The organism is Type-C symbiont of Plautia stali, from assembly GCF_059730935.1.
In genome coordinates this window covers 3,959,393-3,984,198 of sequence record NZ_AP035923.1, presented here as the reverse complement: position 1 = coordinate 3,984,198, position 24,806 = coordinate 3,959,393, and the positions used below count along the sequence as shown (strand labels likewise).

Genomic DNA, 24,806 nt, shown 5'->3' with positions numbered 1-24,806 from the left:
CACCGGCCTGCGGGCCGGTGATGCTCAGGATTGCTGTTTTTCCGCATCGGTCAGGTAACGCACCTTACGCGTGTAGTCCTGGCCTTTGAAGCTCAGCGGCTGGTGCGGATCCTGCAAATATTTTTGCCATTCACTTAAGGGAAAACCGCCATGCGCGCCAATCACCTGCGGTGGAATCACGGCCGACTGACCACCAATGCGTTTCGACACCGGCCAGTTAGCCCACTCGCCCAGATTGACCGTGCGGATATCCAGCAGGTCGAGCAGGGCCGCGAGCGGTAGCTGATCGGTCGGTGGCTGGTCGTCGTTCATCAATTCCCAGGTATCATTAAATAACGTCAGCCACAGCGGACAAATACGCTGCCATGTGCGACGGGAGGCCGCCAGATAGGCGCCATTCACGTGATCCTGCAAATAAGGGCGAACGGTGTGGTGGTAATAGGCCGGAATATGTTCTTCTGGCGCGCCGGCCAGTTTGGCGATCATCTTGCCCTGACGGAAGCTGCTGTACAGATGATGCTCACGCATCGCAATATCCGGCGTTTTTAATAAATTGAGATCGGAATCGATCATCAATATACCTTCACCGGTCGCCTGCAAGGGGGCCTGAAGTTTAATCAGGCGGCTGCGGTAGATCTGTTTATAGCGGTAGTTTTCTTCACGAAACGGCACCTCCAGCGTCACCACAAGCACGCGTGCCGGCAGCGGCGGAAAAGCGCTGGAAGGCTGATCGCTGACGATGACAATTTCGCTGATGGTGTCGGCGCAGCGGCTGGCAAAATAAGCGCTGAGCACCGCTTCTTCAATGTAATCAGCGCCGGTACAGGGGATGACGACGGAACTGACGGCAATTGTGCCCTGCGCATCCGCCTGCGTGGCGGGAATGTTGTGGCGCGAGAGAATATAGCGACGGTGTTTATTTAAAAAATCAAACATGCTTTTTTCTCTCCATGACGTTTTCCAGAGTGTTTTCCACGCCCGATACGTAATGTTCAATGCTATAGCGCTCGCGTACCCGGGCGGCGGCGGCGGCGACTAAACGCTGGCGCAGTGCAGTATCCTGCCACAGCGCGCTAAGATGCTGGCTAAGCTGTTGCGTATTGCCATAGTCAAACAGTAAACCGGTCTCGCCGTGTTGAATTAATTCCGACGTACCGACGACATTCGAACCTATCACCGCCGTATTCACCAGCATCGCTTCCAGCACCACGCGCGGCAGCCCTTCACTGGCTGAGGCGAGAATAAACGTATCGAATGCCGCCAGATAATCCAGCGCGTTATTTTGAAAGCCGGTAAAAATAACCTGCGCGGCGATACCCTCTTTTTGCGCCAGCTGCTGTAAGTGCTGCTGCTCCGGGCCGGCACCGACGATCACCATTTTCCATTTAGCGGCAGGATGCGCGCGGCTGAATGCACCCAGCGCCTGCAAAATATGATGGTTAGATTTACGCGCAATCAGAGAACCGATGGAGCCGAAAATAAAGGTATCCGCGGGATAATCAAAGCGCTGACGCACCGCCTCACGCACCGGCAGCGGCTGATGAATATCGATAGCGTTGGATACGGTAAAGCAGCGCTGCGCATCAACACCGCTTTCGCTCAGGGTGCGGTGTACGCCCTGTGACACGGCAATCACCGCATCACAATGCCGATTAATCATCTTGACCAGCGCATTATTGAGTAATGGATCAATGCGGCAGTGCTGAATTAACGCCACGTGAGTCTGTTCAGCGGCGAGATAGCCTTCAACGTTGGTGCTGGGCTGATTATTCATGTACAGCGCATCATAGCCACCGTCGCGTAAAATCGTCGCGATTTGGCGGGCGTTAGGCTGCATGCGCCACTGGCGATCGATGCGGTCGATGGCGTTTTTTTTCACCGCGCGGTTAAAAAACAGCAGGGTGCGCAGCAACTCTTTGGTGATTTTTGCCCATAGCGGCTGGCGACGCTGCGCAATAAATATCACCGGAATGCCGATCGCGTCTAATACCGAGGCAATGGTCTCCTGATTGCCACGCGCATAATTCTGATAAAAACAGCAGGTGATAGCGAAACGCTGGCGATCAATGCGCTTGAGTAATTCCAGCATGCTGTTGGTGCCGCCGCCCCATTCGCGCCCGGTATCCAGCAGCAGAATTTTCTTTCTGGTTGACGTCATCTGTTCCGATATCCTTGCGCGGAAAAGGTGTGGCGTTAAATAAGGCGCAGCACGCTGCGCCTTATAATCAGAATAGCTGTTTAAGCGACTGCACGAGTGGACTGCCGGTAATGCTCTCTGTCACCACCTCCACCGCACGACTCTGCGGTACGGCAGGCAGCGGCTGGCCCGGCTTACACACGCCCGGCGCACGGAACACCGGGGTGCGCGGTTTCACCGGCGTGCTGGCCGGCGGCGTAGCGCCCTGGCGCAGCGGTTCGTTGAGCAACTGGCTGGGGCGGACCAGGGTGATATCGCCCGGTAGCGTCGGCAACATCTGCTGCAACACCCGTACCGTGGTGGGATGCGGATGGCCAATAGCGATGGCGTAGCCATCACGCTGTGCCAGCTTCACTGCGCGGGTGAACTGGGTGCGAATCGCCGCTTCATTCTGGCTGTCGTCGAGGAATACGCGCCGCTTCAGCACCTTAACCTGCGTACCCTGTGCGGCCGGGACCGACTGGCTGTTGCCAATGGTCATGCTATCGAGGAAGTAGTAGTTGTAGTGATTGAGCACCTGCATCACTTTCTGCATGCCGGGCAGGCTGGAGGTCATTTTGCTGCCCATATGGTTGTTCAGGCCAACCGCATACGGCACTTTGTTGCTGGCGTCACGCACGATGCGCGCGATCTCTTCGCTGCTCATCTCCGGCGTCAGCGTGTCCTTCTCCAGCGGCTGTTTGCTCAGCGGCGCCATCGGCAGGTGAATCAGCACTTCATGACCGCCCTGATGCGCTTTGGTTGCCATATCACGCGCATGAGGCGCGTTGGGTAGCACCGCTACAGAAATCGCGGCAGGCATCTGCAGCACTTTATTCTCTTCAGCCGGGCGGTAGCCGAAGTCGTCAATGACGATAGCCAGTTTTCCCGCATGGGCGGCAAAGGTTAAAAACAGCCCGCACAGGGCGGCGCTAAGCTTTTGGGACTGAAACAACACTTATCTTCCTAACCACGGCAGTGGATTGACGGCCTGTCCCTGACGACGAATTTCAAAGTAGAGCGAGGGCGTGCCGCGGCCGCCGCTGGTGCCCACGAGGGCGATAGGCTGTCCTGCCTTCACCTGCGCACCGACGCTCACCAACGCGCTCTGATTGTAGCCATAAAGGCTCATATCGCCTTTACCGTGTTCGACGACCACAACCAGGCCGTAGCCTTGCAGCCAGTCGGCCATCAGCACGCGACCATCAGCAATGGCTTTGACTTCAGTGCCTTCCGACGCATCAATCACCAGACCTTTCCAGCGCAGTTCGCCCTGCATTGCTTCACCAAAGCGATGTTCAATCCGACCGCGTACTGGCCAGATGGCCTGTCCGCCCGGCCGGCCAAGGCCGCCGGTGCGCGCCATCAGCTCGCGCTCGCTTTGCGTAGGGGAATAGCTGGAGCCTTTGGCTTTTGCCTGAGCCTGACGCTGGCGCACTTTTTCCGCCTCGCGCGCTTCGCGTTGCGCCCGTTCGCGCGCCTCACGTTCGGCTTTGGCAATTTTGTCCTGCAGGCGGCTTTCGTTCTGGCGCATCTCGACCAGATCGGCCTGGTCTTTCTCCAGCGCGCTCTCCAGCGCGGACAGCGTTTTCTTGCGTGCGGCGCTGGCGGTTTCCAGCTTGTTCTGTTGCGTCTGCTGCTGGGCTAATAGCGACTTTTGCTGCTCCTGCTTGCCCTGCAGCGCCTGACGCTGCTGCGCCAGCTCCTGCTGAGTCTGCTTAAGCTCGTCGATGTTTTTCTGCCGGGCGGCATTGAGGTAGCCAAAATAGGCCAGAATGCGTTCGCTACGCTGTGCTTCTTCACCGCCGAGCAGCAGCTGTACGCCGTTGTGCTGGCCCTGACGAAACGCGGCATCCAGCTGCTGCGCCAGCAGTTTTTCCTGCTGCGCCTGCTGCTTTTCCAGCCGGGCAATCGCGGCGGTGGTTTGAGCGATTTCGCCGTTCAGCGCGCTCAGGCTGTTGCGGGTTTCACGCAGCTGGCGACTGGCCTGGGCAATCACTTTTTCCTGACTCTGCAGCTGATCCAGCAGCTTACTGCGCTGCAGCTTCTGCGCTTTAACGCTTTTCTCTTTTTCGGCGATGTCCTGCTGAATGGACTTTAGCTGCGTTTTGCTGTCATCGGCGCTATGCGCGGCGACGGGCAACAGCAACGCACCCGCACAAAGCAGGCTGAGGGAGATATCGGACCAGCGAAATGACAACGGAGATGCCGGGTCGTTGTAACGGGTCCTTGTGTGTGTAACGGTCGCTTTTCCCTTCATAGTCGATAATTATTCCACGATGAACAGCCGCTTACCAGTTATCCCGGCCGGGTTTTGCTTTACGAAAGATGTCGGCCACAGCTTACCGGGATAAAGATTGTCTCAATTTTGCGATTAGAACACTTTTTTTGGAAAATGACGCACAAATCGTAACTCTGCCCGCTTCGCGACTGTACATGCGAAGTGGCGCAGGTATACTCAGAACCCTTGTTTTAGCTTATTAGCCCCGGTCTGGAGTCGTTACCCCTCATGCAAGAAATTATGCAGTTTGCAAGCAATCACCCCATCCTTAGTCTGGCATGGGTCGCTTTACTTATTCTGGTGATTGTAACCACCGTTAAAGGTATGTTCTCTAAGGTAAAAACCATCAGCCGTGGTGAAGCAACCCACCTGATCAACAAAGAGGACGCGGTGGTGGTAGACGTTCGTTCACGCGACGACTATCGCAAAGGACACATTTCAGGGGCTATTAACATCGCCGCAGCCGATATCAAAAAAGGCAGCTTCGGCGAGCTGGAAAAGCACAAGTCGCAGCCCATAATTGTGGTATGTGCCACCGGCCAGAGCGCCGCAGAACCGGCAGCCACCCTTAGCGCAGCGGGTTTTGACAAAGTGACCGTGCTGAAAGATGGTGTGAGCGGCTGGAGTGGCGAAAACCTGCCGCTGGTTCGCGGTAAATAACTTCCTGAGGTATCACCGCATGGCTAATGTTGAGATTTACACCAAAGTGACCTGTCCTTACTGCCACCGGGCAAAGGCGTTGCTGGATCAAAAAGGCGTGTCATACCAGGAGATTCCCATTGATGGGGACGCGGTAAAGCGCGAAGAGATGATCAAACGCAGCGGCCGCACCACGGTGCCACAGATCTTTATTGACGCGCAGCACATTGGCGGCTGTGACGATCTCTACGCGCTGGACGGGCGTCAGGGACTCGATCCCTTGCTCCGCGCATAACATTTTCGACCGACAATTTTCACTTAAAGGATTCAGTAACATGTCAGAGCATAGCAGCAACGAAATGCAGTTCCAGATTCAACGCGTTTACACCAAAGACGTCTCATTTGAAGCGCCTAATGCACCTCAGGTTTTCCAGAAAGAGTGGGAACCGGAAGTGAAGCTGGATCTGGACACCGCCTCTTCTCAGCTGGCGGATGAAGTGTATGAAGTCGTGCTGCGCGTTACTGTCACCGCCACCGTGGGCGAAGACACCGCGTTCCTGTGCGAAGTACAGCAGGCCGGTATCTTCACCATCAGCGGTATCGAAGGCACGCAGATGGCACATTGCCTCGGCGCTTACTGCCCGAACATTCTGTTCCCGTATGCGCGTGAATGTGTCACCAGCCTGGTGTCACGCGGTACCTTCCCTCAGCTCAATCTGGCGCCGGTCAACTTTGATGCGCTGTTCATGAATTATCTGCAGCAGCAGGGTGAAGGCGAAGCGCCACGTCAGGATGCCTGATGACTACACTCAACGCTTCGATTAGCGTCATCGGTGCCGGCTCGTACGGCACCGCACTGGCCATTACGCTGGCCCGTAATGGCCACCCGGTGCTGCTGTGGGGCCACAATCCGCAAAGCGTGGCGCAGCTGCAGGCTGACCGATGTAATACCGCTTTCCTGCCCGATGTTCCCTTCCCCGATAATCTCGTTCCTGAAGCCGATCTGGCCCGCGTCGTCAGCGCCAGCCGCGATCTGCTGGTGGTAGTGCCAAGCCATGTGTTCGGCGACGTGCTGATGCAGCTTAAACCGCTGCTGCGTGCCGACTCACGCATTGTCTGGGCGACCAAAGGACTGGAAAAAGAGACCGGACGGCTGCTGCAGGATGTGGCGCGCGAAATCCTCGGCGACAGCATTCCGCTGGCGGTGATTTCCGGCCCGACCTTTGCCAAAGAGCTGGCGGCCGGTTTGCCGACGGCGATTGCGCTGGCGGCCACTGACGCGCAGTTTGCCGACGATCTGCAGCAAAAGCTGCACTGCGGCAAAAGCTTCCGCGTTTACAACAATCCGGACTTCATCGGCGTGCAACTGGGCGGCGCAGTGAAAAACGTCATTGCGATTGGTGCCGGGATCTCCGACGGCATTGGCTTTGGTGCCAATGCGCGTACGGCACTCATCACCCGCGGTCTGGCGGAGATGAGCCGTCTCGGTGCTGCGCTGGGTGCCGATCCGACGACCTTTATGGGCATGGCGGGTCTTGGCGATCTGGTGCTGACCTGTACCGATAATCAGTCGCGCAACCGCCGTTTCGGCATGATGCTGGGGCAGGGCGAAAGCGTGGATGAGGCGCAACGCATTATCGGACAAGTTGTAGAAGGCTACAGAAATACCAAAGAAGTCAAAGCATTAGCTGCTCGTGTGGGCGTGGAAATGCCAATAACCGAGCAAATTTATCAGGTATTATATTGCGAAAAATCGGCGCGAGAGGCAGCATTGAGCCTGCTTGGTCGTACAAGGAAGGACGAGAACAGCCAAAGCTAAAGCAGGACGCTTAAGCATTATCACCTGTAGCGCCTCATCGGGCGCTTTTTTATCGGGAGCAAACAGCAATGTCGTCTGAAGAGTTAGAACTGGTCTGGAACCATATCAAAGCCGAAGCCAGAGCGCTGGCCGATTGTGAACCGATGCTGGCCAGTTTTTACCACGCGACCTTGCTCAAGCACGAAAATCTCGGCAGCGCGCTCAGCTACATGCTGGCTAACAAGCTTGCTAACCCGATCATGCCCGCTATTGCCATACGCGAAATTGTTGAAGAAGCCTATCGTCAGGATCCTGAGATGATTGTCTCGGCCGCGTACGATATTCAGGCGGTGCGTCAGCGCGATCCGGCGGTCGACAAATATTCCACGCCATTACTCTATCTGAAGGGCTTCCACGCGCTGCAGGCGTACCGTATTGGCCACTGGCTGTGGAAAGAGGGACGGCGCGCGCTGGCGGTGTATCTGCAAAACGAAATCTCGGTCTCTTTTGCCGTGGATATTCATCCGGCGGCGCGCATCGGGCGTGGCATCATGCTGGATCACGCCACCGGCATCGTAATTGGTGAAACGGCTGTGGTGGAAAATGACGTCTCCATTCTGCAGTCGGTCACGCTGGGCGGTACCGGTAAAACCAGCGGCGATCGCCATCCGAAGATCCGTGAAGGGGTGATGATTGGCGCGGGGGCCAAAATCCTTGGCAATATTGAAGTCGGGCGCGGTGCCAAAATCGGTGCCGGTTCGGTGGTCTTGCAACCGGTGCCGCCCCATACCACGGCGGCCGGCGTGCCGGCGCGCATTGTCGGCAAACCAGCCAGCGACAAACCGTCGATGGATATGGATCAGCACTTCACCGGCGCCGGGTTTGAGTACGGCGACGGCATCTAGCCTTTGATCAGCGCGCCCGCATAATCCAGCTGGCGCCACGCCTCATACACCACCACTGAAACCGCATTCGACAGGTTCATGCTGCGGCTCTCCGCGCGCATCGGAATGCGGATCTTCTGTTCTGCCGGCAACGCATTAAGAATTTCTGGTGGTAAGCCACGGCTCTCCGGGCCAAACAGCAGATAGTCGCCCGGCTGATAGCTGACGGCGCTGTGCGCCGGTGTGCCTTTGGTGGTCAGCGCGAATAAGCGCTGTGGCGCTTCTGCCGCTAGAAAAGCAGCGTAGCTGGCGTGCTTTTTCAGCGCGGTATATTCATGGTAATCCAGTCCGGCGCGGCGCAGGCGTTTATCATCCCAGGCGAAGCCTAACGGCTCAATCAGGTGCAGCTGAAAGCCGGTATTGGCGCACAGGCGGATGATATTGCCGGTATTTGGCGGGATTTCAGGTTCAAATAAGACGATGTTTAGCATAAGGCCCCCGGAAACGAGGGCCGCAGCATAGCAAATTATTGCCGGGCGGAGTACAGCGGCAGCCACAGCGTCAGGCGCAGACCGCCTAACGGGCTGTCATCGGCTTTCACCCAGCCGCGGTGCTGTTGCACGGCGGTTTCGACAATCGCCAGCCCGAGCCCGGTGCCGCCGGATTCACGGTCACGCGCTTCATCGGTGCGGTAGAACGGACGGAAAATCTGCTCGCGATCTTCCGGGCTGACGCCGGGACCGTCGTCGTCCACGTGCACGGTAATGCCCTGAATATCCACCGCAAAGCTAACGCTGATGTGCGTGTGTGAATAGCGCAGCGCGTTACGCACAATGTTCTCCAGCGCGCTTTCCAGCGCATGCGGGTTGCCGTACAGCGGCCATGGACCGGGCGGATAGGGCACGTCCATGGTTTTACCCATCTGCTCCGCTTCGAATTTGGCATCTTCCAGCACGCCATTCCACAGCTGGTTGGCCTTCATCGCTTCGCTCACCAGCGCGTTCTTGTGCTGGGTGCGCGACAGTACCAGCAAGTCGTTGATCATGCCGTCCAGACGCTGCGCTTCGGTCTCAATGCGCTCCAGCTCTTTGCCTTCGCCATGACGCCGGCGCAGTAGCGCCGTCGCCAGCTGCAGACGCGTCAGCGGCGTGCGTAATTCATGGCTGATATCCGACAGCAGACGCTGCTGTGCCGTCATCATGCGTTCGAGCGCGCTCACCATCTGGTTGAAACTGGAGCCGGCAGCGAGAAATTCCTGCGGGCCCGATTCCAGTTCCGGATGCTGACGCAAATTTCCGCTCGCCACTTCATCCGCGGCATGTTTTAGTTTGCGTGCCGGACGCGCCAGGCTCCACGCCAGCCACAGCAGCAGCGGTGAGCTGATTAACATCGTGACGATGAGCAGCAGCAGAGGACGGTCAAACAGCAGGTTGACGAAATCGAGCTGGGAACTGGTGGCGGGACGGATCAGATACAGCTGGTAATTGTCTTCGCCGTCGCGCACCGCGAAGGGACCGACCATCTCGACGCGGCCGTACTTTTTCTTCTGCGGATGATCGGCATTATCAGACTGGCCGATAAAGTTGCGGATCACCTGCATTTCATTGTGCTGCGCACCGATCACCCGTCCTTCGCTGGTCACCAGCAGCAGGCGCTGACCGGGCGGTGCCCATTTGTCGATGGCGCGAAACAGCCGGCGCCACCACATCAGGTCGTTGGGCGGATCCTGTGACAGCTCCGCCTCAACGTGTTGCTCAATCATGGTACCCTGGCGCTGTTCGCTCTCCATCAGTGAGGTCATCTGGCGCGAATCGAGTTTGGGCACCATCAGTACCAGCATCAACACCAGCGCCAGGGTGAGCCAGAAGATGGCGAAGATGCGGGTGGTCAAACTTCCAATCATGATGCCGAAACCATCAGATAGCCGCGTCCGCGCAGAGTTTTGAACCACGGATGACCATCACGACGTTCCGGCAGCTTACGACGCAGGTTAGAGATGTGCATATCAATAGCGCGGTCAAACGGCGTCAGGCGCTTGCCCAGCACTTCCTGGCTGAGATGCTCGCGTGACACCACCTGGCCAAGATGCTGCGCCAGTAAGTAGAGCAGGGTGAACTCGGTGCCGGTGAGATCCAGCGTTTCGCTGTCGAAGCTGGCTTCCTGACGGCCCGGATTCAGGCGCAGGCAATCCACTTCCAGCGTCGGTGAGCTGTTATCGTGCTGTTGCTGCTGTTCGCTCCAGTTGGAACGGCGCAGAATCGCACGGATACGCGCCACCAGTTCGCGATCGTTGAACGGCTTTGGCAGATAGTCATCCGCGCCCAGTTCCAGGCCCAGAACGCGGTCCAGCTCGCTACCGCGGGCGGTCAGCATGATGACAGGGGTTTGATGTTGCTGGCGTAGCTCTTTTAACGTGTCGATACCGTTCTTCTTCGGCATCATGACATCGAGCAAAAGCAGGTCGACGGTGTTGTCCAGCAGATTGAGCGCCTGCTCGCCATCGCTGGCGACAATCACCTCAAAACCTTCCATTTCAAGCAGTTCTTTAAGCAGCGAAGTCAATTCGCGGTCGTCATCAACCAACAGGATTTTATTCATTTTTTGTTGCCCTCCGCAGGCAAAATACCGTGTTCCTATAGTGGCAATCCAACGCTTTACGTAGTTTTACACCCCCTGACGGATGTTTGCAGCTGTCGCCGTACACTAGCTCTCGTTGAATCGCAAAACGGAACGAACCGGGAGTAAACGATGCGCTACTTAACCGCCGTCGTCTTTGCCTCAGCGATGGTTCTCAGTCACGCCAGCGCAGAAGCAGCAGACACGACGACGATTGACGAGATGCATCATAACGGCGGATTGACGACAGGCAGTATGACGCAAAATCCGCAAAGCCACATGTTCGATGGCATTGAGCTGACTGAACAACAGCGGCAACAGATGCGTGACCTGATGCAGCAAGCGCGCCATGAACGCCCGGTGTTAAGCGTTCAGGACATAGAAACTATGCATGACCTTGTCATTGCAGACAAATTTAACGAATCGGCTATCCGCCAGCAGGCAGAGAAACAGGCCCGTGAGCAGGTAGAACTGCAAATCGAGATGGCCCGGGTTCGTAATCAGATGTATCACTTGCTAACGCCTGCACAGCAAGCGACATTGCAGAAGAATTTTGAGCGGCGTCTGAACGAAGCGCGTCGGCTCTCCGGATTGCAGCCATCATCACCGCTGCAAGCAGTGAGTAGTACCAGCAGTAACCAGTAACATAGTATCCCTGTTTTCCTTGCCATAGACACCATCCCTGTCTTCCCCGCCATGATGGCGGGGTTTTTTTTGCCCTGGATTTGCGGGCAAACTGCATCCGTTTCGCTATCCTGTCACGCAGTCTGCACGGGACGGTGATAAACTTGAGCCATTTTCCACTGCATGGCGTGCTGCAGCGCCTGACGAGGCAAGGCATGGAACCTTCCTACGCAAAACTGGTAAACCGCGCGGCGCTGGCGGCGACCACGCTGGCAACGCTGTTGCTGATCGTGAAAATTTTCGCCTGGTGGTACACCGGTTCGGTCAGCTTGCTGGCGGCGCTGGTGGATTCGCTGGTCGATATCGCCGCGTCACTGACCAATCTGCTGGTGGTGCGCTATTCATTGCAGCCTGCCGATGACGATCACACCTTTGGTCACGGTAAAGCGGAATCGCTGGCAGCACTGGCGCAAAGCATGTTTATCTCCGGATCGGCGCTGTTTCTGTTTCTTACCGGGCTGCAGCATCTGGCCACGCCGGAAACGCTGCGCGCGCCGCTGGTTGGCGTAGTCGTGACGCTGATCGCCCTCAGCTCCACGCTGATACTGGTCGCTTTTCAGCGCTGGGTGGTGCGGCGTACCCGCAGCCAGGCGATTCGCGCGGACATGCTGCATTATCAGTCGGATGTGGTGATGAACGGCGCGATTCTGGTGGCGCTGGGCTTAAGCAGTTATGGTTTCAAGCGTGCGGATGCGCTGTTTGCGCTCGGCATTGGCGTATATATCCTCTATAACGCGCTGCGCATGGGCTATGAAGCGGTGCAGTCGCTGCTCGATCGTGCGTTGCCGGAGCAGGAAAAACAGGCGATTATCGCGCTGGTAAGCCACTGGCCCGGCGTACGCGGTGCCCATGCGTTACGTACGCGGCAGTCTGGCCCGACGCGGTTTATTCAGCTTCATCTGGAGATGGACGATCATCTCCCGCTGGTGCAGGCGCATCAGGTGGCGGATCAAATTGAGCAGGCATTACGGCAAAAATTTCCCGGCTCAGATGTGATCATTCATCAGGACCCCTGTTCTGTCGTGCCGCAAAATCAGCAGGGTTTTTTTCAGTTTTAGCCGTTATAAAACATAGGATTGCGTGAAAAAAATGACGTAACGCTAACAACTCTGTAAAAAATTAGCGAAAACTTGTCTGACCTGAATCAATTCAGCATCAAGCCTTTGATATACTATCTGCAACTATTAAGCCGTGCGATCGCGAGCTGGTCCACACCGGTCGACAGGCAGGAATAATCCTTAGTTTTGAACAATCCAGAGGTTGTCATGATCAAAAAAATCGGAGTACTGACCAGTGGCGGCGACGCCCCAGGCATGAACGCAGCCATTCGCGGAGTTGTCCGTTCCGCGCTGAGTGAAGGCCTTGAAGTTTTTGGTATTTATGACGGCTATCTGGGTTTGTACGAAGACCGCATGATCAACCTCGACCGCTACAGCGTGTCGGACATGATTAACCGCGGCGGCACCTTCCTCGGCTCGGCGCGTTTCCCGGAGTTCCGCAACGAAGAAGTGCGTCAGGTCGCGATCGAAAACATGAAAAAGCGCGGCATTGATGCGCTGGTGGTAATCGGCGGTGACGGTTCTTACATGGGTGCTAAGCGCCTGACTGAGATGGGCTTCCCGTGCATTGGCCTGCCGGGCACCATCGACAATGACGTCGCCGGTACCGATTACACCATCGGTTATTTCACCGCGCTGGAAACCGTAGTTGAAGCGATTGACCGTCTGCGCGACACCTCTTCTTCGCATCAGCGTATCTCCATCGTAGAAGTGATGGGCCGCTACTGCGGTGACCTGACCTTAGCGGCGGCCATCGCCGGTGGCTGTGAGTTCATCGTGCTGCCTGAAATCCCTTACACGCGCGAAGAGCTGGTGGCAGAAATCCAGGCTGGCATTGCGAAAGGTAAAAAACACGCCATCGTGGCGATCACCGAACATATCTGTGACATCGACGATCTGGCGCACTTTATTGAAGCGGAAACCAAGCGTGAAACCCGTGCCACCGTGCTCGGTCACATCCAGCGCGGCGGTGCGCCATGCGCTTACGACCGCATTCTGGCATCACGCATGGGTGCTTATTCAATTGAGCTGCTGCTGCAGGGCTACGGCGGTCGCTGCGTGGGGATTCAGAACGAGAAGATGGTGCATCATGACATCATCGACGCTATCGAAAACATGAAGCGTCCGTTCAAGCGCGACTGGCTGGATACCGCGAAAAAACTCTACTAATCAACGATAAATCGGGCGCGATCGCTTTCGCGCCCTTTTTTATGCCTTGCTATATTCTCCATAGTTATAACAGCTTATTTTTAATTCTTTAATCCATGGATTGCTTTGTGTCAGTCTTGTTCTATAACGACCTCGGGAGAGCAAGCAATGAACAAGTGGAGTATTGGTGTCACCCTGTTACTGGCTTCAACCAGTGTTCTGGCAAAGGATATTCAGCTGTTAAACGTCTCTTACGATCCAACCCGTGAGCTGTACGAGCAGTACAACAAAGCGTTTAGCGCGCACTACAAGCAGGAAACCGGCGATAACGTGGTGATCCGCCAGTCGCACGGCGGTTCGGGTAAGCAGGCGACATCCGTGATCAATGGCATCCGCGCGGATGTGGTTACGCTGGCGCTGCAATCCGACGTGGATGCTATTGCTGACCGTGGTCGTATCGATAAAAACTGGATCAAGCGTCTGCCGGATAACTCGGCACCTTATACTTCCACCATCGTGTTCCTGGTACGCAAAGGCAATCCTAAAGGCATTCATGACTGGCCAGATCTGATTAAGCCAGGCGTTTCCGTGATCACGCCAAATCCGAAAACCTCCGGCGGCGCACGCTGGAACTATCTGGCGGCCTGGGGCTGGGCGCTGGACCAGAACCACGGTGACCAGGCCAAAGCGCTGGCTTACGTCCGGGCGCTGTTCAAAAACGTTGAAGTGCAGGATTCCGGTGCACGTGGCGCGACCAATACCTTCGTTGAGCGCGGTATCGGTGATGTGCTGATTGCATGGGAAAACGAAGCCTATCTGGCCGTCGATAAGCTGGGCAAAGACAAGTTTGAAATCGTTACGCCGAGCGAATCGATCCTCGCCGAACCAACGGTCTCCGTGGTCGATAAAGTGGTGGATGAGCAGGGCACGCGTAAGGTGGCGGAAGAGTACCTGAAATATCTCTACTCACCGGAAGGCCAGACCATCGCGGCGCAAAACTTCTATCGCCCGCGCGATCCTGAGGTGGCGAAGAAGTTTGCCAGCAGCTTCGCGCCGGTTAAGCTGTTTACCATCGATGACAAGTTTGGCGGCTGGAGCAAAGCGCAGAAAGCACACTTTGCCGACGGCGGCAGCTACGATCAGGTCATGAAACCGTAACCGCGTTTTCATCATGACGAAACGGTCAGCCCTGCGCTGGCCGTTTTGCTTTGCGGCGCGGAAAAAGCCGTGACTTTCCGCTGGCGACAGGTGAGGATGCTGACAGCTCATCACTGAGGATCTGGCCATGCAGGCGCGCCGCCGTAGTGTTACGTTGCTGATTATCGCGTTCATCCTTCTGATTGCCGGGCTGATCGCCGGTGCGGTGCATTTACATAAAAACGCCGATGCGCTGTGGCAGATTGTCAGCGAAAAGTGCGTACCGGACATGACGCAACGCGGCAATCCTGCCCCCTGTCAGCAGGTCAATCTGGTGCAGGGTTACGTTACGCTCAAAGATCTGAATGGCCCGCTGCAATATCTGCTGATGCCGATAGCGAAAATCACTGGCATGGAGAGCCCAATCCTTCTCGAACCTACCACGCCGAACCTGTTTGCTGCCGCCTGGCAGCAGCGCCGCCTGCTGGCGCAGAAGCGCGGTGCGCCTGTCGACGACCGCGTGCTGTCGCTGGCCATCAACGCGCAGTATGGTCGTACGCAGAATCAGCTGCACATTCATATCTCCTGCCTGCGACCGGATGTGCGTCAGCAGCTGGATACGCTGGCACCGAAGCTGAATGCGCAGTGGCAGACGGCAACGCTGCTGCGGCATACCTGGCTGATTCGCACGCTGAGCACCGCCGAACTGGCGCAGCAGAGCGTGTTTATCCGGCTGGCAGAGGAGGTGCCGCATGCGCGTGGTGAGATGGGCAAATACGGGCTGGCGCTGGCCCAGCTGCCGGATGGACGCCTGGCGCTGCTGGCGCTGGAGCGCAACTGGCTCAAGCTGAATCGCGGTTCGGCGGAAGAACTGCAGGATCATCAGTGCCGTTTGCTGGAGTGAGTGGCACCGCGACCGATTAAGGCAATAAAAAAGGCGGCTCATCAGCCTAATGCTTGTCAGTTAAGCTTTTAAGAACGCCGCAGCGGGTAACGCTGCGGTTTCTTTTTTACCGCCCGCGGATAATGCCGCTGACGACGGCCGGGTAATACGAAGCTTCCCGCCATCGCCATTATTTCATTCATCACCTTCGGTATTCTTCCCGGTGCAACCGCAGGCAGCAGACTCAGCTGACCGCTCAGATACAACGCCGCCTGTTTAAAGCCCAGCTGATAAGGCTCCACATTTTTAAGGCTGTATGCCATCTGTGCCATCATAAAGCGCAGCAGGTTATACGCCAGTGCCACCCCCCACAGCTCCTGCTGCACCAGCTCCGGCTTTTTACTTCTCAGCGTCAGCTCATTATTCAGCGGGTGCTGCTTCATCTCCCTGAAGCCATGCTCGATTTCCCAGCGATGACCGTACAGGTCCACGATATCGGCTTTCGGATAGCGAAGCGGATCACACATGGACGTCAGTATCTGTACCGTTCTGCCGCCGGTTTCCTTACTGATAAGTCTTGCCGTCAGCTTGGCCGGTGCGCCGCTCCATTTTTTTCGCGCCTGCGGCGTCAGGCTCAGCTCAACCAGCTCATGTCCGGGACCCAGCCTCTCTTTTACCCGGTACTGAGCACCTTTTCGCAGCGGTATCATCCAGTGCTTTTCGGTGCCTGATGTCTGCCAGTGATGAAGGAGGCCCGGAGCATAGAAGCCCTTGTCCATTATCGTCAGGGAATGAGCAGGCGTCTGTGCCGCCAGCCGGGCGGCGAGCTCAACTTCGCTGGTTTCAGAGACGCTGCCGAAGGCAACGCCCGACAACAGGTGACTGGTGACCTCCATCTGACAGACCATGCGCAGCTGTGGCCAGTCAGAACGGGCGTGTTCATTGGCCGTGCGGCCGAATGCGGCGTCGTTTTCCGGCGTGTCCGGCGTTCGCCACAGCGTCCCGTCCACCGCCATCAGCGTGAGGCCGTTCCAGTGCGACATCGGTGTTTTTTCGAACCAGAGCTGGCGGGTCTTTTCAAAAACCAGGCGGACGGCTTCAGCCCCGAGCCGCTGACGTGCCTGCACAACCGCGCTGGGTGCGACGAAGGGACGTTTACCCGGGAGGACAATATCAAGGTGGGAAACGAGCTGATTCATGGAAAGAGAGCGGAAAAGCGCCATGCCGGTCACGGCCCATACCATCATTTCCATGGGCAGACGGCGCTTTCGCACCGTGACAACCCCGGTATCCGCCAGGCATTCATCAATAAGCTCAGGTGAAAGCAGGTCAGAAAGCGCAGAAAACTCTTTCGGAGAGAACTTAAGAACAGCATCAAGGGCCTGGCTGAGGAGCATAAAAAAATCCGTAATCATCCATGAGAGATTACGGATTTTCACACAGCGACCGGATCGTTCAACCGATCATTTTTGTCTTAACTGATCGGCATTAGGCTCATCAGCCGCCTTTCTTTGCGTCAGCAACTTACGCGTTTTTGGCTGCTGCAGCGGCTTTGACGATCACCGCGAAAGCATCTGCCTTCAGCGACGCACCGCCCACCAGCGCGCCGTCGATGTCCGGCTGGGTGAACAGTTCTGCGGCGTTTTTGTCGTTAACCGAACCGCCGTACTGAATGATTACCTGCTCAGCGATAGCGGCATCTTTCTTCGCGATGTGATCACGAATAAATTTGTGTACTGCCTGCGCCTGCGCTGGGGTCGCTGATTTGCCGGTACCGATGGCCCAGACTGGCTCATAGGCGATAACCGCGCCTTCGAAGGCCGCTGCGCCCTGGGTTTCCAGCACGGCGTCGATCTGACGTGCGCACACTTCTTCAGTTTTGCCAGCTTCGTTCTCGGCTTCGGTCTCACCGATGCACAGCACCGGTACCAGGCCTGCGGCCTTCAGCACGGCGAATTTCTTCGCGATGAACTCGTCGCTCTCTTTGTGGTAGGTGCGGCGCTCAGAGTGGCCGATGATGATGTATTTCGCGCCGATGTCTTTCAGCATCTCGGCAGAGGTTTCACCGGTGAAAGCGCCAGACAGGTTCACGTCCACGTTCTGCGCACCCAGCGCAATGTGGCTGCCGGAAATGGCGTGTTTGGCCTGATCCAGATAGATCGCCGGCGGAGCAATCGCCACACCGCAGCCTTCCACACCTGACAGCTCTTTGCGCAGGCCTTCAATCAGCTCGCCCGCCATGTGCTTGCTGCCATTCAGTTTCCAGTTACCCATAACCAGTGGATGTCGCATTCTTTCCTCCGCATAACGCGATTCATGAAATAGCGCTGCCATCGGGGCAGCGATGTCTGCCAGACAGTATAGAGATCAAATGGGGCGCTGGCTTTGCTTTTCGTCATTTTTGCCGGGGAGATCAGGGGCTAGCGAGCGCCAGTTTAATGGGCTCAACGGCGAAGGTCAGTCCCTTGTCGCCGTTGTCTGCGACCACAAAGCGCAGTGCACCTTCGGTGCGGGAAAAATAGCGTGCACCCTTGCCGGCGCTGAGCAGGCCGTCGAGCTTCTTGTGTCCCTCTTCCGCTGACAAACCGGGCACAAAAAAGCGCAGTAGCGCAGTCATGTAATCCATGGCGCGTGTCTGTGCCGCTTTCATATCCGGGCCCGGCACCGGCAGCCAGGTAATCTGCAGCGTTTTAATCTTGCCGGTGCCCTGTTCCAGCGCGGTAGAGGCATACAGCGTTTCGCTGATTTTGCTGGCGGCACGTGTCAGGTGGCTCTTGTCATCGCGGTTATCGATGGCGCGATATTCCTGCAGCGGGAGGTCAGGATTGGCGGCGTTATACTTTTCGCGGAACTGCGCGATGGTCATATCAAAGGTGGGCGCACCCGCCAGCAGATACGGCGCCGCAGGCAGGTGATCGTTGCGATCCTGCGCGGGCGCGTCCTCCGCCCAGGCGGGAAATGTCAGTGCGACGCTGAGCAGCAGCGCGACTGGCAGATTCTTCATTGCTTCGGCCCTAAATCATTCACTTAGCCCACGATTAGAACGGTTTTTACCGCTGAAAGTCAAAACCCGCGCCGGGAAAAATCTGACATTTTGCTGCCAGCGCGATTACCAGTAATGCTCGCTGGTCATGTGACCGGGTTTACGTTTGAAATGCTTGCGCATATCGCGGGTCTCTTTCAGCAATTGCTGGGTATCGCGCACCATCTGCGGGTTACCGCACAGCATCACGTGGCTGGTGTCGGCGAGCATCGGCAGGCCCACGGCGTTTTCCAGTTCTCCGCTCTCGATCAGCTGCGGTACGCGGCCATGCAGTGAACCGGGCATCTGCTCGCGGCTGACCACCGTCTGAATGTGCAGCTTGCCCTGATAACGCTGCTGCAGTTGCTGCATCAGCGGCAGAAAACTCAGGTCGGCGGCATAGCGCGCAGCGTGTACCAGCACAATGTTGTCGAAGCGCTCCAGCCCTTCGCCCTGTTGCAAAATCGACAGATACGGGCCGATCGCCGTGCCGGTCGCCAGCATCCACAGCGTCTGGCAGTCGGGGATCTCATCCAGCACAAAGAAACCGGCCGCCTCTTTGGTCACCATCACCTGATCGCCGGGCTGCAGCGCCTGCAAACGCGGGCTGAGCTTCCCTTCCGGCACTGTTACCAGATAGAACTCCAGCAGCGGATCCTGCGGCGCATTAACGTAGGAGTAGGCGCGCTGCACGCGCTCGCCGTCGACTTCCAGCGCCAGCTTGGCAAACTGGCCGGCGGTAAAAGGGTCGATGGGCGCAGTGACGCGCAGGCTGAACAGTGCATCGGTCCAGTTTTTCACTTCTTTTACTTCTGCATTGACCCACTCTGCCATGTTCGCTCCTGATGATTGATAATTGGTCTCTTTCTATCTTCGTCAGCCCGGCACCAGATTTCCAGCCCGCCAGCCGGCAAAGGGCTCTCTGCGACAAATCGTCCGCACACATCAGCAACTGTAGCGGCCACGTTACAGCCTGGTACAGAAGCTTGACGGTGTCTGAGCTATCGCTTTACGCCCGCCTCTCGCTTTGTGCGCAATTCCTGATATTTTTGCCGCCATAACTCTCCGGCAGCCCTGTTTAGTGCTGTCATTACTTTGTTTCTCAGGCAGACATTTTGTTCCATGATGATGAGTAATACGCAAAACCGCTTCCTGCTGTTCATGCTGATTGTGCTGGTGGCGGTGGGACAGATGGCGCAGACCATCTATGTGCCCGCCATGGCGAACATGGCAGAGGCGCTTAACGTGCGCAGCGGCGCCATGCAGCAGGTGATGGCGGCCTATCTGATGACCTACGGCGGATCGCAGCTGATCTACGGGCCACTGTCGGACAGCATTGGCCGGCGTCCGGTGATCCTCGCGGGCATGACGATCTTTGCGGCGGGCGCGCTGATCGCCCTGTTTGCGCCGTCGCTGAGTGTGCTGGTGCTGGGCAGTGCGGTGCAGGGACTGGGTACCGGCGTGGCTGGCGTGATGGCGCGCACCATGCCGCGCGATCTTTACTCCGGCATTGCGCTGCGTCAGGCCAACAGCCTGCTCAACATGGGCATTCTGGTCAGCCCGCTGCTGGCGCCGGTAATCGGCGCGCTGCTGACCCATCTGTTTGGCTGGCACGCCTGCTTTGCTTTCCTGCTGCTGCTGTGTGTTGGCGTAACGGCGGCGATGGCCCGCTGGCTCCCGGAGACCCGTCCGGTGGATGCGCCCGCGACACCTTTTCTGCGCCGTTACATCACGCTGCTCAGCGACGGCAACTTTGTGCGTTATCTGCTACTGCTGATCGGCGCGCTGGCGGGCATTGCGGTATTTGAGGCCAGCTGTGGCGTACTGATGGCGGGCGTGCTGGGGCTCGACGGGCTGACGGTGAGTATTTTGTTTATCCTGCCGATTCCGGCGGCGTTTTTTGGTGCCTGGTTTGCCGGCCGCGAGCAGAAATCCTGGCATACGCTGGTGTGGTATGGCGTGAACAGCTGCCTGCTGGCGGGACTGCTGATGTGGCTGCCGGCGTGGTTTGGCGTGATGAATATCTGGACGCTGCTGGTACCGGCCGCGCTGTTTTTCTTCGGCGCAGGCATGCTGTTTCCGCTGGCAACTTCTGGCGCGATGGAGCCCTACGCGTGGCTGGCCGGCAGTGCCGGTGCGCTGATTGGCGGCCTGCAGAATCTGGGTTCCGGTGTGGTGGCGTGGCTCTCAGCGCTGCTGCCGCAGCACGATCAGTCGAGCCTCGGTATGCTGATGTTTGTGACGTCGCTGGTGATGCTGCTGTGCTGGTGGCCGCTCTCGCGTCATCCGGAGAGCGGCAAACAGACGGTTACAGGATAAAAGGGTGCAGCGCCGCGTCTTTGCGGTCCAGATAGTGGATCGACTGAATGCGGCGAATGGTGCGCGATTTACCGCGCACCAGCAGCGTTTCGCTGGTGGCGATATTGCCCTGGCGCGTGATGCCCTTTAGCAGATCGCCCGTGGTGATGCCGGTCGCCGCGAAAATCACGTTATCGTTACGCGCCATCTGTTGCAGCGTCAGCACTTCCCCGGCGTTGATACCCATTTCGGCACAGCGCGCCAGTTCCTGCTCACCCAGACGGCGGTTTTCGGCCGAATCCCCTTTGACCTGATGACGAGCCAGCAGGCGCGCCTGCATGTCGCCATCCATGGCGCGGATCACCGCCGCCGACACCACGCCTTCTGGCGCACCGCCGATGCCATACAGCACGTCCACTTCGCTGTCCGGCATACAGGTGAGAATCGAGGCCGCCACGTCGCCGTCCGGAAAAGCAAACACGCGCACGCCCAGCTGCTGCAGCTGCGCGATGACCGCATCGTGACGCGGTTTGGCGAGAATCGACACCGTCAGCTGGCTGAGCGGTTTATTGAGCGCCTGCGCAATCGCCTGCAGATTGGTGGCGAGCGGCAGGTTGAGATCGATAGCGCCGCGCGCCCCCGGACCGACAATCAGCTTTTCCATATACATATCAGGTGCGTGCAGGAAGCTGCCTTTATCGCCCACCGCCAGCACCGCCAGCGCGTTGGCCTGGCCCATCGCAGTCATGCGCGTGCCTTCGATAGGATCAACTGCAATGTCCACCGCATCGCCGTGGCCGGTACCGACTTTCTCACCAATGTAGAGCATCGGTGCTTCGTCGATTTCGCCCTCGCCAATCACGATCTGGCCGTCGATGTTGATGGTGTTGAGCATAATGCGCATGGCGTTGACGGCGGCGCCGTCAGCGGCATTCTTGTCGCCGCGTCCTAACCAGTGATAGCCCGCTAACGCAGCGGCTTCGGTCACACGGGAAAATTCAATCGCGAGTTCTCGTTTCATGGTCTGCACCTGACAAAAAACAGGCGGGCAGTGTAGCACAGCGGGGCAGGGGGACGGGAAAAACCCGCGGCAGGGCGCCGCGGGTCAGCACAGTGTTACTCTTCTTCTTCCCATGTCTGGGCGCGCGCCACGGCTTTTTTCCAGCCGGCATAGCGTACGTTGCGTTCGGTGGTTTCAATGCTTGGACGGAACTCGCGTTCCACCACGGCTTTAGCACGAACTTCTTCCAGATCGTTCCAGAAACCGACTGCCAGACCGGCGAGGTAAGCCGCACCCAGCGCGGTCACTTCGCGCACTTCCGGACGCTCCACGCGCGTGCCGAGAATATCGGACTGGAACTGCATCAGGAAGTTGTTGGCCACCGCACCGCCATCCACGCGCAGCGACTGCAGGCGGGTATCGGCATCGTTCTGCATCGCTTCCAGCACATCACGCGTCTGGTAAGCAATGGACTCCAGCGTGGCGCGAATGATGTGGTTGGCGTTGGCACCACGGGTCAGACCGAAGATTGCGCCGCGCGCATACGGGTCCCAGTACGGTGCGCCAAGACCGGTAAAGGCCGGCACCATGTACACGCCGTTGGTGTCTTTGACTTTCATCGCGAAGTATTCGGAGTCGCCCGCATCGCTGATCAGCTTCATCTCATCGCGCAGCCACTGAATGGACGCACCACCGATGAACACGGCACCTTCCAGCGCGTAGTTCACCTCGCCGCGTGGACCGCAGGCGATGGTGGTCAGCAGACCGTGAGTTGAGGTAACCGCTTCGGTACCGGTGTTCATCAGCATAAAGCAGCCGGTGCCGTAGGTGTTTTTCGCCATGCCAGGTTGCACACACAGCTGGCCATACAGCGCAGCCTGCTGGTCACCGGCGATACCGGCGATAGGAATACGCGTACCGCCCTTACCACCAATGTTGGTCTGGCCGTAGATTTCGGACGATCCTTTCACTTCCGGCAGCATTTCACGCGGAATATCCAGAATCTCCAGCATGCGCGCATCCCACTCCAGCTTGTGGATGTTGTACATCATGGTACGCGATGCGTTGGTGTGATCGGTGATGTGCACGCGGCCCTGGGTCATTTTCCACACCAGCCAGGTGTCGACGGTGCCGAACAGCAGTTCGCCGCGTTTCGCCCGCTCGCGCGCGCCTTCCACATGGTCGAGAATCCACTTCACCTTGGTGCCGGAGAAGTACGGGTTAATCACCAGGCCGGTGGTGTGCTGGATGTACTCTTCCAGACCTTCTTTCTTCAGCTTGTTACAGTAGTCGGCGGTACGTGGATCCTGCCAGACGATGGCGTTGTAAATTGGTTTGCCGGTCTCTTTGTCCCAGACAATCGCGGTTTCACGCTGGTTGGTGATACCGATGGCGGCGATCTGGTCAGAACGGATATCAGCGTGCGCCAGCACTTCCACCAGCGTGGAGCTCTGCGAGGCCCAGATGTCCATCGGATCGTGTTCAACCCAGCCGGCTTTCGGGTAGATCTGGGTGAATTCGCGCTGTGAGACGGCGACGATGTTGGCGTCATGATCGAGCACCACGGCACGTGAGCTGGTTGTGCCCTGATCGAGCGCGACAATATATTTTTTATCAGTCGTAGTCATTATGGTTTCCTGATGATTAACGATGAAACTTACGCTTTACGCTGCTCAGCGCGCGCGACCGGTTTTTCTGTTTTACTGGTTTCTGCAAGGTTGCCCGGCAGGTGACGGCCAATCAGCGCACGATAACCAAAGGCACCGAGGCAGGCTCCGACCAGCGGGCCAAAAATTGGCACCAGGAAGTAAGGAATATCTTTACCACCGGTGAACGCCACGTTACCCCAGCCCGCGAAGAAGGCGAACAGCTTCGGACCGAAGTCACGCGCCGGGTTCAGGGCGAAGCCGGTCAGCGGACCCATGGAACCGCCAATCACCGCCACCAGCAGACCAATCAGCAGCGGCGCCAGCGGGCCACGCGGTACGCCGTTGCCGTCGTCGGTCAGCGCCATGATCACCGCCATCAGCACGGCGGTAATTACCATTTCCACCAGGAACGCTTGCGCCACGGTGATGTGCGGGTTCGGATAGGTGGAGAAGATACCGGCCAGATCGAGGCTCTGCACGCTGCCGCGTACCATCTGGTGGCTGGCTTCGTAATCAAAGAACAGATTGTAGTAAAGACCGTAGACCAGCGCCGCCGCACAGAACGCGCCAGCGATTTGCGACACAATATAAGGTAAAACTTTGCGGCCTTCGAAGTTGGCGAACAGGCACAGGGCAACCGTGACTGCCGGATTGAGGTGAGCGCCGGATACGCCTGCGCTCAGATAAACCGCCATGGAGACAGCAAGACCCCAGATGATACAAATTTCCCACTGGCCGAATGCGGCACCGGCCAGCTTCAGCGCCGCCACACAGCCGGCACCAAAAAAGATGATCAAACCGGTACCGAGAAACTCGGCGATGCACTGACCTTTGAGTGTGTTCGTTGTCTGACTCATAATGGAATTCCTGAAGCGAGGTTAAATTTTATCAGTTTTTGTTCTCAATCCTTGAGTCGCCCAGCTCTAATGTAGGGTTGATGTGAATTTATCGTTAACGAGCATAAACGAGAAATAGCGAAATCGAATTTTGTGTGCCGTGTCATAAAAATGCGCGTTTTCGCGTCTTTTGCCTGTGTTTAGGGCCAAAAACCCCCGCTGCGCTGCACCCTGCGCGTGTGACCGCGCGCAAAATGCGCGAAGTTGCGCGTTTTCCAGGTATAAACTGAAAAGTGTTACAGACTTCCCTCGCAGGCCTTGTGCTGCTGGACTTGCCGGGTGTGGCTACATACAATCGGGACATCGTGGCTGGACGCACTATTTTAAGGCACGCCCGGTCTATCAACGCCTTGCACGATTTAGGAGAGGTCAGAAAGATGTCATTTGAAGTATTCGAGAAACTGGAAGCGAAAGTACAGCAGGCGATTGATACCATCACCCTGCTGCAGATGGAAATTGAAGAGCTGAAAGAGCAGAACAATAACCTGAAAAACGAAATGAGCCAGGCATCCGGCAATCACGAAGCGCTGGCGCGTGAAAATCAGCACCTGAAAGAAGAGCAGCATGTATGGCAGGAGCGCCTGCGTGCACTGCTGGGAAAAATGGAAGAAGTTTAAGCCTTAGCGCTTAAACCAA

The 24,806-nt window shown here is 57.3% G+C and carries 26 protein-coding genes; 12 read left to right on the top strand and 14 right to left on the bottom strand.

The window, feature by feature from the left end; translation table 11 throughout:
- Positions 1-24 precede the first annotated feature (24 nt).
- The 4 genes from AC6I7J_RS18725 to envC form a co-directional block, all read right to left on the bottom strand.
- On the bottom strand, positions 25-936 hold the full coding sequence (locus AC6I7J_RS18725) for a hypothetical protein (protein WP_498006403.1): 912 nt from the start codon (positions 934-936) through the stop codon (positions 25-27).
- On the bottom strand, positions 929-2,158 hold the full coding sequence (locus AC6I7J_RS18720) for a glycosyltransferase (RefSeq protein ID WP_498006401.1): 1,230 nt from the start codon (positions 2,156-2,158) through the stop codon (positions 929-931). Before AC6I7J_RS18720 ends, AC6I7J_RS18725 begins: the two co-directional genes overlap by 8 nt.
- 67 nt (positions 2,159-2,225) lie before the next feature.
- The gene (locus AC6I7J_RS18715) at positions 2,226-3,131 is read right to left on the bottom strand and encodes a divergent polysaccharide deacetylase family protein (RefSeq protein ID WP_498007245.1); all 906 of its coding nucleotides are present in this window, start codon (positions 3,129-3,131) and stop codon (positions 2,226-2,228) included.
- Between the two features lie 3 nt (positions 3,132-3,134).
- Positions 3,135-4,436, bottom strand: a complete 1,302-nt coding sequence (envC, locus tag AC6I7J_RS18710) for a murein hydrolase activator EnvC (RefSeq protein ID WP_498006399.1) — start codon at positions 4,434-4,436, stop codon at positions 3,135-3,137.
- A gap of 249 nt (positions 4,437-4,685) precedes the next feature.
- On the opposite strand from envC, the gene AC6I7J_RS18705 reads away from it, so the two are divergent.
- From AC6I7J_RS18705 to cysE, 5 genes are all read left to right on the top strand, one after another.
- Complete coding sequence (locus AC6I7J_RS18705) at positions 4,686-5,117, top strand: rhodanese-like domain-containing protein (protein WP_058759412.1); 432 nt, start codon at positions 4,686-4,688, stop codon at positions 5,115-5,117.
- A 19-nt stretch (positions 5,118-5,136) separates the two neighbouring features.
- The gene (grxC, locus tag AC6I7J_RS18700; protein WP_010616518.1) at positions 5,137-5,391 is read left to right on the top strand and encodes a glutaredoxin 3; all 255 of its coding nucleotides are present in this window, start codon (positions 5,137-5,139) and stop codon (positions 5,389-5,391) included.
- 40 nt (positions 5,392-5,431) lie between these two features.
- Positions 5,432-5,896 carry a protein-export chaperone SecB gene (gene secB, locus AC6I7J_RS18695; protein WP_021507054.1) on the top strand — a complete coding sequence of 155 codons (465 nt, stop codon included), beginning with the start codon at positions 5,432-5,434 and terminating at the stop codon, positions 5,894-5,896.
- Entirely contained in the window at positions 5,896-6,915 is a 1,020-nt protein-coding gene (gene gpsA, locus AC6I7J_RS18690; protein ID WP_059010949.1) for an NAD(P)H-dependent glycerol-3-phosphate dehydrogenase, read from the top strand. The genes secB and gpsA overlap by 1 nt, the downstream gene beginning before the upstream one ends.
- A 68-nt stretch (positions 6,916-6,983) precedes the next feature.
- The gene (gene cysE / locus AC6I7J_RS18685) at positions 6,984-7,799 is read left to right on the top strand and encodes a serine O-acetyltransferase (RefSeq protein ID WP_021507052.1); all 816 of its coding nucleotides are present in this window, start codon (positions 6,984-6,986) and stop codon (positions 7,797-7,799) included.
- On the opposite strand, the gene trmL is transcribed toward cysE, so the two are convergent.
- The 3 genes from trmL to cpxR are packed head-to-tail and all read right to left on the bottom strand — an operon-like array spanning position 7,796 to position 10,376.
- Positions 7,796-8,269, bottom strand: a complete 474-nt coding sequence (trmL, locus tag AC6I7J_RS18680) for a tRNA (uridine(34)/cytosine(34)/5-carboxymethylaminomethyluridine(34)-2'-O)-methyltransferase TrmL (RefSeq protein ID WP_021507051.1) — start codon at positions 8,267-8,269, stop codon at positions 7,796-7,798. The genes cysE and trmL overlap by 4 nt on opposite strands.
- A gap of 35 nt (positions 8,270-8,304) precedes the next feature.
- Positions 8,305-9,681, bottom strand: coding sequence for an envelope stress sensor histidine kinase CpxA (gene cpxA, locus AC6I7J_RS18675; RefSeq protein ID WP_031279625.1), 1,377 nt, complete (start codon positions 9,679-9,681; stop codon positions 8,305-8,307).
- Entirely contained in the window at positions 9,678-10,376 is a 699-nt protein-coding gene (gene cpxR, locus AC6I7J_RS18670; protein ID WP_007885339.1) for an envelope stress response regulator transcription factor CpxR, read from the bottom strand. Before cpxR ends, cpxA begins: the two co-directional genes overlap by 4 nt.
- Before the next feature lie 150 nt (positions 10,377-10,526).
- On the opposite strand from cpxR, the gene cpxP reads away from it, so the two are divergent.
- From cpxP to AC6I7J_RS18645, 5 genes are all read left to right on the top strand, one after another.
- Positions 10,527-11,039: a cell-envelope stress modulator CpxP gene (cpxP, locus tag AC6I7J_RS18665; protein WP_021507049.1), complete on the top strand. Its 513-nt coding sequence runs from the start codon at positions 10,527-10,529 to the stop codon at positions 11,037-11,039.
- Between the two features lie 194 nt (positions 11,040-11,233).
- Positions 11,234-12,136: a CDF family cation-efflux transporter FieF gene (fieF, locus tag AC6I7J_RS18660; protein WP_498006396.1), complete on the top strand. Its 903-nt coding sequence runs from the start codon at positions 11,234-11,236 to the stop codon at positions 12,134-12,136.
- Positions 12,137-12,343: 207 nt separating this feature from the next.
- The gene (gene pfkA, locus AC6I7J_RS18655) at positions 12,344-13,306 is read left to right on the top strand and encodes a 6-phosphofructokinase (protein ID WP_021507047.1); all 963 of its coding nucleotides are present in this window, start codon (positions 12,344-12,346) and stop codon (positions 13,304-13,306) included.
- Between the two features lie 147 nt (positions 13,307-13,453).
- Entirely contained in the window at positions 13,454-14,443 is a 990-nt protein-coding gene (locus AC6I7J_RS18650) for a sulfate ABC transporter substrate-binding protein (RefSeq protein WP_021507046.1), read from the top strand.
- 127 nt (positions 14,444-14,570) lie between these two features.
- The gene (locus AC6I7J_RS18645) at positions 14,571-15,326 is read left to right on the top strand and encodes a CDP-diacylglycerol diphosphatase (RefSeq protein WP_215480757.1); all 756 of its coding nucleotides are present in this window, start codon (positions 14,571-14,573) and stop codon (positions 15,324-15,326) included.
- A 68-nt stretch (positions 15,327-15,394) separates the two neighbouring features.
- Here AC6I7J_RS18645 and AC6I7J_RS18640 read toward each other — a convergent pair whose 3' ends face one another.
- The 4 genes from AC6I7J_RS18640 to fpr form a co-directional block, all read right to left on the bottom strand.
- Positions 15,395-16,702 carry an IS4 family transposase gene (locus AC6I7J_RS18640; RefSeq protein WP_498007244.1) on the bottom strand — a complete coding sequence of 436 codons (1,308 nt, stop codon included), beginning with the start codon at positions 16,700-16,702 and terminating at the stop codon, positions 15,395-15,397.
- A gap of 127 nt (positions 16,703-16,829) precedes the next feature.
- The gene (gene tpiA / locus AC6I7J_RS18635) at positions 16,830-17,597 is read right to left on the bottom strand and encodes a triose-phosphate isomerase (RefSeq protein ID WP_031279624.1); all 768 of its coding nucleotides are present in this window, start codon (positions 17,595-17,597) and stop codon (positions 16,830-16,832) included.
- A gap of 121 nt (positions 17,598-17,718) precedes the next feature.
- On the bottom strand, positions 17,719-18,309 hold the full coding sequence (locus tag AC6I7J_RS18630) for a YiiQ family protein (protein WP_058771031.1): 591 nt from the start codon (positions 18,307-18,309) through the stop codon (positions 17,719-17,721).
- Positions 18,310-18,414: 105 nt separating this feature from the next.
- Positions 18,415-19,161, bottom strand: a complete 747-nt coding sequence (gene fpr, locus AC6I7J_RS18625; RefSeq protein WP_021507043.1) for a ferredoxin--NADP(+) reductase — start codon at positions 19,159-19,161, stop codon at positions 18,415-18,417.
- Between the two features lie 291 nt (positions 19,162-19,452).
- Here fpr and emrD point away from each other — a divergent pair, with 291 nt between their 5' ends.
- Entirely contained in the window at positions 19,453-20,646 is a 1,194-nt protein-coding gene (gene emrD / locus AC6I7J_RS18620) for a multidrug efflux MFS transporter EmrD (protein ID WP_498007243.1), read from the top strand.
- Here the strand turns inward: emrD and glpX are convergent.
- The 3 genes from glpX to AC6I7J_RS18605 all read right to left on the bottom strand — a co-directional run bounded on the left by glpX (position 20,636) and on the right by AC6I7J_RS18605 (position 24,131).
- Positions 20,636-21,646 carry a class II fructose-bisphosphatase gene (glpX, locus tag AC6I7J_RS18615; RefSeq protein ID WP_021507041.1) on the bottom strand — a complete coding sequence of 337 codons (1,011 nt, stop codon included), beginning with the start codon at positions 21,644-21,646 and terminating at the stop codon, positions 20,636-20,638. The two genes, emrD and glpX, sit on opposite strands and share 11 nt — an antisense overlap.
- A 95-nt stretch (positions 21,647-21,741) precedes the next feature.
- Complete coding sequence (glpK, locus tag AC6I7J_RS18610) at positions 21,742-23,253, bottom strand: glycerol kinase GlpK (RefSeq protein WP_498006393.1); 1,512 nt, start codon at positions 23,251-23,253, stop codon at positions 21,742-21,744.
- Positions 23,254-23,282: 29 nt separating this feature from the next.
- Positions 23,283-24,131, bottom strand: a complete 849-nt coding sequence (locus AC6I7J_RS18605; protein WP_021507039.1) for an MIP/aquaporin family protein — start codon at positions 24,129-24,131, stop codon at positions 23,283-23,285.
- A gap of 416 nt (positions 24,132-24,547) precedes the next feature.
- On the opposite strand from AC6I7J_RS18605, the gene zapB reads away from it, so the two are divergent.
- Positions 24,548-24,787: a cell division protein ZapB gene (zapB, locus tag AC6I7J_RS18600; RefSeq protein WP_021507038.1), complete on the top strand. Its 240-nt coding sequence runs from the start codon at positions 24,548-24,550 to the stop codon at positions 24,785-24,787.
- Positions 24,788-24,806: the final 19 nt, after the last annotated feature.

What these genes read in the sequence shown, in the direction of transcription:
- AC6I7J_RS18725 (WP_498006403.1), bottom strand. Translation starts at nt 936, where the DNA reads ATGTTTGATTTTTTAAATAAACACCGTCGCTATATTCTCTCGCGCCAC.
- AC6I7J_RS18720 (WP_498006401.1), bottom strand. Translation starts at nt 2,158, where the DNA reads ATGACGTCAACCAGAAAGAAAATTCTGCTGCTGGATACCGGGCGCGAA.
- envC (WP_498006399.1), bottom strand. Translation starts at nt 4,436, where the DNA reads ATGAAGGGAAAAGCGACCGTTACACACACAAGGACCCGTTACAACGAC.
- AC6I7J_RS18705 (WP_058759412.1), top strand. Translation starts at nt 4,686, where the DNA reads ATGCAAGAAATTATGCAGTTTGCAAGCAATCACCCCATCCTTAGTCTG.
- grxC (WP_010616518.1), top strand. Translation starts at nt 5,137, where the DNA reads ATGGCTAATGTTGAGATTTACACCAAAGTGACCTGTCCTTACTGCCAC.
- secB (WP_021507054.1), top strand. Translation starts at nt 5,432, where the DNA reads ATGTCAGAGCATAGCAGCAACGAAATGCAGTTCCAGATTCAACGCGTT.
- gpsA (WP_059010949.1), top strand. Translation starts at nt 5,896, where the DNA reads ATGACTACACTCAACGCTTCGATTAGCGTCATCGGTGCCGGCTCGTAC.
- cysE (WP_021507052.1), top strand. Translation starts at nt 6,984, where the DNA reads ATGTCGTCTGAAGAGTTAGAACTGGTCTGGAACCATATCAAAGCCGAA.
- trmL (WP_021507051.1), bottom strand. Translation starts at nt 8,269, where the DNA reads ATGCTAAACATCGTCTTATTTGAACCTGAAATCCCGCCAAATACCGGC.
- cpxA (WP_031279625.1), bottom strand. Translation starts at nt 9,681, where the DNA reads ATGATTGGAAGTTTGACCACCCGCATCTTCGCCATCTTCTGGCTCACC.
- cpxR (WP_007885339.1), bottom strand. Translation starts at nt 10,376, where the DNA reads ATGAATAAAATCCTGTTGGTTGATGACGACCGCGAATTGACTTCGCTG.
- cpxP (WP_021507049.1), top strand. Translation starts at nt 10,527, where the DNA reads ATGCGCTACTTAACCGCCGTCGTCTTTGCCTCAGCGATGGTTCTCAGT.
- fieF (WP_498006396.1), top strand. Translation starts at nt 11,234, where the DNA reads ATGGAACCTTCCTACGCAAAACTGGTAAACCGCGCGGCGCTGGCGGCG.
- pfkA (WP_021507047.1), top strand. Translation starts at nt 12,344, where the DNA reads ATGATCAAAAAAATCGGAGTACTGACCAGTGGCGGCGACGCCCCAGGC.
- AC6I7J_RS18650 (WP_021507046.1), top strand. Translation starts at nt 13,454, where the DNA reads ATGAACAAGTGGAGTATTGGTGTCACCCTGTTACTGGCTTCAACCAGT.
- AC6I7J_RS18645 (WP_215480757.1), top strand. Translation starts at nt 14,571, where the DNA reads ATGCAGGCGCGCCGCCGTAGTGTTACGTTGCTGATTATCGCGTTCATC.
- AC6I7J_RS18640 (WP_498007244.1), bottom strand. Translation starts at nt 16,702, where the DNA reads ATGCTCCTCAGCCAGGCCCTTGATGCTGTTCTTAAGTTCTCTCCGAAA.
- tpiA (WP_031279624.1), bottom strand. Translation starts at nt 17,597, where the DNA reads ATGCGACATCCACTGGTTATGGGTAACTGGAAACTGAATGGCAGCAAG.
- AC6I7J_RS18630 (WP_058771031.1), bottom strand. Translation starts at nt 18,309, where the DNA reads ATGAAGAATCTGCCAGTCGCGCTGCTGCTCAGCGTCGCACTGACATTT.
- fpr (WP_021507043.1), bottom strand. Translation starts at nt 19,161, where the DNA reads ATGGCAGAGTGGGTCAATGCAGAAGTAAAAGAAGTGAAAAACTGGACC.
- emrD (WP_498007243.1), top strand. Translation starts at nt 19,453, where the DNA reads ATGATGAGTAATACGCAAAACCGCTTCCTGCTGTTCATGCTGATTGTG.
- glpX (WP_021507041.1), bottom strand. Translation starts at nt 21,646, where the DNA reads ATGAAACGAGAACTCGCGATTGAATTTTCCCGTGTGACCGAAGCCGCT.
- glpK (WP_498006393.1), bottom strand. Translation starts at nt 23,253, where the DNA reads ATGACTACGACTGATAAAAAATATATTGTCGCGCTCGATCAGGGCACA.
- AC6I7J_RS18605 (WP_021507039.1), bottom strand. Translation starts at nt 24,131, where the DNA reads ATGAGTCAGACAACGAACACACTCAAAGGTCAGTGCATCGCCGAGTTT.
- zapB (WP_021507038.1), top strand. Translation starts at nt 24,548, where the DNA reads ATGTCATTTGAAGTATTCGAGAAACTGGAAGCGAAAGTACAGCAGGCG.